The following is a 7406-nucleotide window of genomic DNA, read 5'->3' on the forward strand; positions in this document are numbered from 1 at the left end:
ACTGGATACATATTTCAGAGAATTTCTTATTTGGTGTACTATACATAGCTGCACTTCTGCACTGGGAAATACACTGTTGATGGCTGCAGGAAAGCTTTTTAGCCCATCTACACATGCAATCAGAATATCTTCTACTCCTCTTTCTTTGAGGTTATTTAGCACTTCCAACCAAAAGTTAGCTCCTTCACTTTCAGCCAAATAAAAGCCCAGGACTTCTTTTCTGCCATTTTGGTCTATGCCCAATATATTGTACATACATTTACTTACGCAATGTCCATCCTCCTTGACCTTAAAGAACATCCCATCCATAAATACTATCGGGTATACTGATTGCAGTGGACGACTACGCCATTCATTGATTATAGGCAGTAATTTGTCGGTAATACTTGATATCTCTGCTACCGATATTTTGTGATCATAAATTTCCTCAACGTGTGACGCTATATCTCTATAGCTCATACCACTGGCAAATGTGCTCAAAATCTTCGTTTCAAGCTCTGGATGTAAGCTTGTTTGCCTTTTTTTGACTATTTGCGGCTCAAAACTTCCTTCTCTATCTCTTGGCGTTAACAGCTCAAATGAACCTGCACTTGTACGTAAAGTCTTTCCATTCCTCCCATTTCTGCGATTATTTTCTTCACTTTCAGCTAATAAATGGTTTTCTATTTCACCTTCTAGACTCGCCTCCAGCAGCTTTTTTATAAATGGTGTTAATGCTCCCTCCTTTCCTGTCAACGGTCTTCCTTCTCGTATAGACGACAGGATATTTGTTTCCAACTCTTTATAATCTACCAATCCGTTAGTTCTGTTTACTACTTTTTGACTCATTGTCAAACCTCCATTTTTAAATTGATATAAATTACTTTTTTTCGGTTTGACACACTTTTTTGAACATTCCCTATTTTATGTTAATATCCTTACATATTTGAGTATAAGTTTCTGTGAGCATTATTTATAAACGTTACAACACTAATCCATAAAACTTCTCTAATTGCTCGCTCCACAACATCGGTATTTCTCTTAAATCAGCTAGCCTCAAATCTCTTGGCTGCCTCCCATTTACTATGTCTTCTTTAATTTTTGGTGCTAAATAATTTAACCTTAAAATTTGCTGTATTCGTCTTGTACCTATATTAATTTTGGCACTCAGCTCCTTCACACTTCCATATTTTCCCTCTTCTAGTTGCCGTTTCCACAGATGGGCTCTTACCACTGCTTTCAGTAGCGCATTGTTTGTTTTGCCTTCTGGTTCTATTACTACACATTTGTTTCCTTTCTTTTTTATTGCTATAAATTCCACCTTATTCTCTGAACTGACTTCTATTCCATCTTCTCTTATCATTACTCCCTTTATTAACTTTTTCACTACTTCTTTTTGCTTTCCAAAACTTAAATTTTCCCATTTTTCTTCGGTCTTTTCTTTCCACTTTCCATATAGCTGCTCCGCTTTCTTCATCACTTCTTTTTCTACTTCTCCGGCTACCATAGTTTTGTTTATTGATTCACAACCTTTTCCCCTTAAATGATCGTTGCATACGTAATATCGATACCTCTTATTCTCTTTTTTCGCGTACGTCAGAGTCATATTTACATCACAGCTCTTGCACTTGATTATTCCCTTTAGCAGTGCTTCCTCATATTTTGCTTTTCTATATGGTTGATTCTTTATCAATTCCTGCGCTTCTTGCCATTTTTCTTTTTCTATTATCGCATCGTGCTTTCCCTCATACTCTTTCTCATAATGTCTGATTTTTCCCGTATATATTGGATTTGTTATTATTCTTCTCACCGTTGCCTTTTTAAAGATATCTGATTTTGTTCTGTAACCTTGGCTATTCAACTCCCTTGCCAGTTCTGCCATTGACTTCAGCTCCAAATATCTTTCAAATATGTGCCCTACTATTTTCGCTTCTTTTTCATTTATTATTAATTCTTTATCTTTTACATCATATCCAAGCGGCAAAGTTCCCCCCATCCACAATCCCTGCTCCTTTGATGTTGCTATTTTATTTTTTACCCTTTCTACGATCATTTCTCTTTCTAGTTGTGCTGCTCCTGACAATACCGTTTGTACAAATTTTCCCATTGGCGTATTATTGTCAAATATCTGCGTTACTGCTACAAAATTTACTCTATGCCTTCTAAAAAATGACGTTACTTCGATGCTGTCTTTTGTTTCTCTCGAGAGCCTATCTAGCGTATATACTACTACACAATCTACTTCTCCTCCCTTTACATCTTCAAACAACTCCTTTATTGCTGGTCTTTCTAAATTTTTCCCTGAAAATCCGCCATCATCGTACCTTTTTGCCAATACTACCCAACCCTCTCTGCTCTTTATGTACTTCTCACATGCTACTCGCTGCGCATCTAAACTGTTAAACTTTTGTTCTAGACCGTCTTCATTTGACTTTCTCGTATATATTCCACATCTTATCCCTTTACACATTTTCCCTTCCCTTTTGATCACGCAAACCAAATAGGAGCGGCCCATTGTAACTCATTCCCATTATTTTTCCAGCTACTGCTGATAATGATGTGAAAAATTCTTCTCTGTAGATTAAACCTTTATCTGTTACCATTACTGCATGCGTCTCTTCACCTCTTTCTAATATCAACTCTGTTCCTGCTACTGGCAATTTGTCACTACTTATTCTTTTTCCTTTCTCTAGCCGATCTGCCAGATACTCTAGTCTTTTTGCTCCTTTTCTTGACATTTCTCCATACGCTTCCTCCTGTATTCTATATGCTAGTCTCGGTATCAGATATTTCTTTGAATGTTTAGGTGCCTCTTCCCCATATACCTTCTTCCACATTCTCCTTAGCTCTTCTAACGTTTTTTTCTCTAAATTCATTACTTTCTTTTCTGTTTCTTCCTCCATATTTTCTATCCTCTCATAAATAACTTTTCAATTCTGTCTGTTTCTTTCTTCAATACTTCAGTTACTTCTTTACTGTTTTTCGCATAATCCATCGCTGTCATTCCAAATTTATCTGCTTGCTCTATTTCTCCTCCAGCCTTCACTAGCTCTTTCACTATTTCTTTTTCACCTACCATACATGCAAGGTGCAACGGAGTACATTTACTGCCACACTCTTCAGCATTTACATTCCCTCCTGATTTTATCAATTCCCTCACGACTTCTAAACGTTTCTCCGTTACCGCTAGGTGCAGTGCCGTATATCCTTCTACATCTGCTGCATTCACATTCGCTCCTTTTTCGACTAATAACCTCACTGTTTTTGCGTCTATTGCATAATGCAGAGCTGTTCTTTCCTTCTCGTCTCTTTCATAAATATTTTCATATGGGTTCTCTAATAATTCTTTTGCTGACTTATTAAATTTGCCAAGCTTTAACATAATCCACCTCACCTTTTCTTTAAATTTTAATCCCTCTTTTAAGCATTCCTTTTCGCTACCTCATCTATCATTTCATTCACTTGGCTTATTATCTTGCTTGCTAAATTTTGACATTCCTCCTTTATTAGTGATTTGTCTCTTTTCCTTATTTCTTCGATCTCTATTATTTTTAACTCTGGTAAATAGCTCCCATTCAACATGTCTGCTATTTCTCCCACTAGCCTCTCTATTCCATAGCATGTCAGTTCTCTACTTTTTGTTACTCCTCCTTGTTCTCTCAGAAATTTACTCGCCTTTTCACTCTCTTTGCTATCACATAGACGATACTTTTCACTTTCCCAGATGTAATACATTGGTGTTGCACCGTACTTATTCAGTTGATTAACTTCAGCTCCCGCTTTTACTAGCTCTTTTATTATTTCAACTTTTGCTCCTTTGCACGCAGAGTGGAGTGGCGTACATCCAGTGACATATTGAGTGGCATTTACTTCTGCTCCCGACCTTAGCAGCACTTTTACATTTTCTAAACTCTTTGCGAATACTGCACAGTGTAGAGGTGTATAACCATTTTTATCTCTTGCATTTACCTCTGCTCCTTTTTTTATTAATAATCTCACTGTTTTGTAATCAGAGATTTCCACTGCTTGGTGCAATATCGTCTCTCCTTCTTCATTTCTTTTTTTAATATCGTTACTTGATACTTCTTTAAAAAACTTACTCTTGCTAAAACTCATTTCATACCTCACAAACCTAGCGTCAGATAAATTTCTTATATTTACCTGCTGCTATTCAAGTCATGTCCTTTTTAGCATGAGAAAGCAAGTCCTTTTCTTTTTATTTCATACACTTTTACCTATTATTAATATAATATATGAGGATCTAAATATAAGCGCTTAACTTATTAGAGATATTACTTGACTATTTTTCCAATTTCTGTGCAAATGTCTATGTTCGTGCCACTTCAGTACTCCTGGATAAAATACTAAAATGTGCTTTTCTAATTCGTGTATTGAGTCTTTTTGCTCTAACTCATTTTTATAGTAAACGTTGTGTTCTGCTAAAACATATTTTCTGACCTTCTGATCTGTATAATTTTCTACTTTATAGTTGTGAGTAACGCTAAATCTTTCTAAAATTGGCTTGTGTTTTAAACTCCAATATTGCCCTGAAAGTTTATCGCTTCCCAATACAAATTTATTTCCTCTTTCTTCTATGCTACTAACTGGAAAGCACGTATTTATGTCTCCTAAATCCCAACTGTCTGATAATACTATCTGCGCTTTTGCAAATTTAATCGATGGTAATAAACTCTGTGGTAATGGATATAGTGCTTTTAAGTTGTACCACAAATGATTTCTTTCATAAATACCGTTATAATTCTTTGTGTGAGGCTCGGTTTCTCCAAGGATTGCTACATCTAGGCGATATATATCATTGCTTAAAGCTCGTTCATAATGATCGCGTAGATAGTTTTCTATAATCCTAATAACTGGACCACTAGACCTGAAAAAATTTACTCTTCCAAATGATAACACTGGTCCATCTTTTTCTATTTTTACCCCTGAATAATCAGAAAGAAGATCTCCAAATAAACTCTCATCCAATATAAATCTCTGCGCATTATAATAATCGTTAAAAATCCTCATCAATCTGGATCTTACAGGCAGTGATAGTTTTGCCAGCTCTACTACTGCATCTACGAAGAAGTCATTTGGTACCTCTTTTATCCCTACTTGCAACTCAAAAAAATGTTTACCAGGTGGTTCTTCGATAATTTTAATATCTTCTATATTTGCCCATTTTAGTGCTATTTTTAGTGATGCTGGAGTTCCTCTCAGTCTTTGAAATTTTACTCCTTCTATTACGGCTTTTCTTCTATCTTTTACCCAACGCAGTATCTCTTCTAAACCATATTCCTCAATCAACCACGGCAATGTTTCTTCTTCTAATCTAAATTTAAACCCTCTTATGCAACTTGGATTAACTTTATAGTCGATTGTTTCTACTAGCGCTTTTTCTTGCTTTGTTGCGTTTGGCGGTAATAAACTTTTCATTTGTCTTTTCTTTCAAGTTGCTTTAATTTCCTTTATTTAGGTAGCTGATGAGTAAGCAAGAGATCATTGCAGAACTGATAAAAAATAAAGATGTTCTTAATATCGCAAACACTTTCCATAATATTTGACCATATTATCCATACTTTAAAAAACAAATTACAACTTCTGGAAGAAAATCGATACTTTCGTCTCCCTAACATTGGTCATTTTTATCCAGTAAACCACTTATTGCACGTAATCCTCTCACTTGGTAAAACTTTTATGATTCCACAAAGCAAAAAAATACGTTTTAAATCCTATCTAACTTGACGTAGCCAAGCACTGTACACTCATTCCCCAGAACCACAACATCCTCTCTTGGCTCGATTAATTCTACGTTTTCTACACCATCTACAAATAGATTCGCTATTATCCATGATTTTGTAACATTCCATCCCAACCTTCTACTTGCTTCAAACTTCTCAATAAACTGCTTCTTGATTTCCTCCTTTGATATTATAGGACTTATACTCATTCTGCTGTGAATATCTATTTCCGTAATATTGCAATCAATTACTGTTACTGTATCTGTTAAAACCCTTATATCATCTCTATTAACCTGCTTTTTTACAATTTCTAGTAGCTCTTCTAACGCTATGCCAGTTGTGGATAATTGTGTTGATAAGATTGAAATTTGTACTTTTCCTGGTATAGGTGATTCTACTAATGCATCTTTTACTCTACTATCTGCTGACAGTGCATGATATTTATAATATTCCTTACTTCCTCCTGTTGACCAACCTGCTATTTTTGCTTTTACCCTCTTTCTAAATCTTTCATCCTCTTCTTCTTTTTCTCTCTCTACTCCATAAAATTCAGCCAAATTATCAAGATCTTCTCCCCTTGCAAATTTCAGTAAATTACTCTTTACTGCTTCGTTCATCCTTTGTCTGAGCAAAAGTTCTCGCCAGGCTGCTACCTCCAGAATCTTTATCGCTGGATCGGATTCTACTAATCCTGAAAAGGTTTCATCCCTACGGACCAATTCTTCCTTCATTCTCGAAAAGATTTCCTCAAAGCTCAGTGGTTCAATAATATTTGGCTGCTGCATCTTTATACTACAACCCCATCGAAGCGAATCTTTCTTCCCATTGGCAGATACAATCCTTCTAGATCAAGCGTCACTTTTCCTTCTTTTACTCCTTCAACTTTTACTTTTTCTAACTTAAACCTCTTTTCCCATTTTTCCAAAGCTTCTGCAGTTGCTGAATAGATTTCCAAAGTTAAATCTCTATTTATTGGCTTATCTACTAATTCAAATAATCTTGACCCATAATCTCTCCTCATCACTCTGCTATTAATAGGGGTAGTTAATACACCTACGACAATGTTGCCAACAATTTAAAACTTGAAAAAAGTATTTCCAGAAAACTTTTATGTCCAAAAGTAAGAGCTCCATTTATTTATGACGCTAATGACGAACTAATTATCAGCTTTAATGTAGTGGATTAATAATGAGCATATTATTTAAATGGAATGTTATGAACAGTAAAGAAAGATTTGCCATACGAGTTAGTTATGAACCTGATAGGTTGGCAGAGGTATATTTATTAGACGCCTACACAAAATTAATGCCAGTGCTAAAGTATTCAGTAAATGCAAATAAAAAAGAACTTCAAGGAGGATCAAATGTTAACAGTAAGCTTATATGCAAGAGTTTCTTCAGAAAAACAAGTACAAGAGAATACGATTGCAAGTCAACTTTCAGCTTTAGAAAATAAAATTAAAGCAGATGGGCATGAATTGCTAGATGAACATAAATTCGTTGATAATGGCTATAGTGGATCTAATTTAGTTCGTCCTGCCTTAGAAAAATTACGTAATAAAGTAGCAGAAGGTAAAATTGACATAATCTATATTCATTCTCCTGATCGTTTATCGCGTAAATATGCATATCAGATGGTTTTACTTGAAGAATTACAGAAAGCAAAAGTAGAAGTAATTTTTTTAAA

General features: G+C 35.2%; 9 protein-coding genes. 1 reads left to right on the forward strand and 8 read right to left on the reverse strand.

Annotated elements, in window-relative coordinates; translation table 11 throughout:
- The 8 genes from Wcon_RS08350 to Wcon_RS08385 all read right to left on the reverse strand — a co-directional run.
- The coding region (locus tag Wcon_RS08350; protein WP_114516781.1) for an IS256 family transposase at positions 1-828 on the reverse strand (828 nt) is incomplete at its 3' end.
- Between the two features lie 133 nt (positions 829-961).
- A complete protein-coding gene (locus Wcon_RS08355) occupies positions 962-2449 on the reverse strand; it encodes a recombinase family protein (protein WP_114517845.1) in 1488 nt (495 codons plus the stop codon).
- Complete coding sequence (locus Wcon_RS08360; protein ID WP_114517846.1) at positions 2442-2882, reverse strand: DUF2924 domain-containing protein; 441 nt, start codon at positions 2880-2882, stop codon at positions 2442-2444. The genes Wcon_RS08355 and Wcon_RS08360 overlap by 8 nt, the downstream gene beginning before the upstream one ends.
- Before the next feature lie 5 nt (positions 2883-2887).
- The gene (locus Wcon_RS08365; protein ID WP_114517847.1) at positions 2888-3361 is read right to left on the reverse strand and encodes an ankyrin repeat domain-containing protein; all 474 of its coding nucleotides are present in this window, start codon (positions 3359-3361) and stop codon (positions 2888-2890) included.
- A 38-nt stretch (positions 3362-3399) separates the two neighbouring features.
- On the reverse strand, positions 3400-4095 hold the full coding sequence (locus Wcon_RS08370; RefSeq protein WP_114517848.1) for an ankyrin repeat domain-containing protein: 696 nt from the start codon (positions 4093-4095) through the stop codon (positions 3400-3402).
- A gap of 159 nt (positions 4096-4254) precedes the next feature.
- A complete protein-coding gene (locus Wcon_RS08375; RefSeq protein WP_114517849.1) occupies positions 4255-5415 on the reverse strand; it encodes a phage tail protein in 1161 nt (386 codons plus the stop codon).
- Between the two features lie 289 nt (positions 5416-5704).
- Positions 5705-6505: a baseplate assembly protein gene (locus tag Wcon_RS08380; RefSeq protein ID WP_114517850.1), complete on the reverse strand. Its 801-nt coding sequence runs from the start codon at positions 6503-6505 to the stop codon at positions 5705-5707.
- Between the two features lie 2 nt (positions 6506-6507).
- Entirely contained in the window at positions 6508-6795 is a 288-nt protein-coding gene (locus Wcon_RS08385) for a GPW/gp25 family protein (protein ID WP_237350119.1), read from the reverse strand.
- A 255-nt stretch (positions 6796-7050) separates the two neighbouring features.
- Between Wcon_RS08385 and Wcon_RS08390 the strand changes: the two genes are divergently transcribed.
- The coding region (locus Wcon_RS08390; RefSeq protein ID WP_237349973.1) for a recombinase family protein at positions 7051-7406 on the forward strand (356 nt) is incomplete at its 3' end.

The sequence above is a fragment of the Wolbachia endosymbiont of Cylisticus convexus genome, from assembly GCF_003344345.1.